Source organism: Aquitalea sp. ASV15 (assembly GCF_016429115.1).
In the GTDB taxonomy this organism is placed as follows: domain Bacteria; phylum Pseudomonadota; class Gammaproteobacteria; order Burkholderiales; family Chromobacteriaceae; genus Aquitalea; species Aquitalea magnusonii.
Genome location: NZ_JAELTZ010000233.1, coordinates 1 through 291, shown reverse-complemented (window position 1 = coordinate 291; position 291 = coordinate 1). Strand labels below are relative to the sequence as shown.

Sequence of the window (291 nt, the reverse complement as noted above, 5' to 3'; positions counted from 1 at the left end):
GGGTCAGTCATGTCCGAAACCCCAATAAACCTGGAACACGCCCAGCTGGCCGCACCCTGGGATGATCAGCTGGATGCCTTCCCCAGTGATGCGCAGGAGCTGCGCGACATGCGCTATCTGCAGCAACAGCTCTGGCGGCACGGCATCCGCTGGCTCCGACGCGTGCTGCTCTGCCTGCTGCTGCCCTGGCTGGCGGCCTGCTCCAGTCTCCTGGCCGGGCCGGGCGGGGGATTGATGGGTGTGCCCACCCATTTGTATGACTTCAACCCGCACATCTACACCGTCATCAGC

The 291-nt window shown here is 64.3% G+C and carries 1 protein-coding gene; it reads left to right on the top strand.

What is annotated here, in order from left to right; translation table 11 throughout:
- Positions 1–9 precede the first annotated feature (9 nt).
- A partial coding sequence (locus JHD64_RS21700; protein ID WP_199055803.1) for a hypothetical protein occupies positions 10–291 on the top strand: 282 nt, incomplete at its 3' end.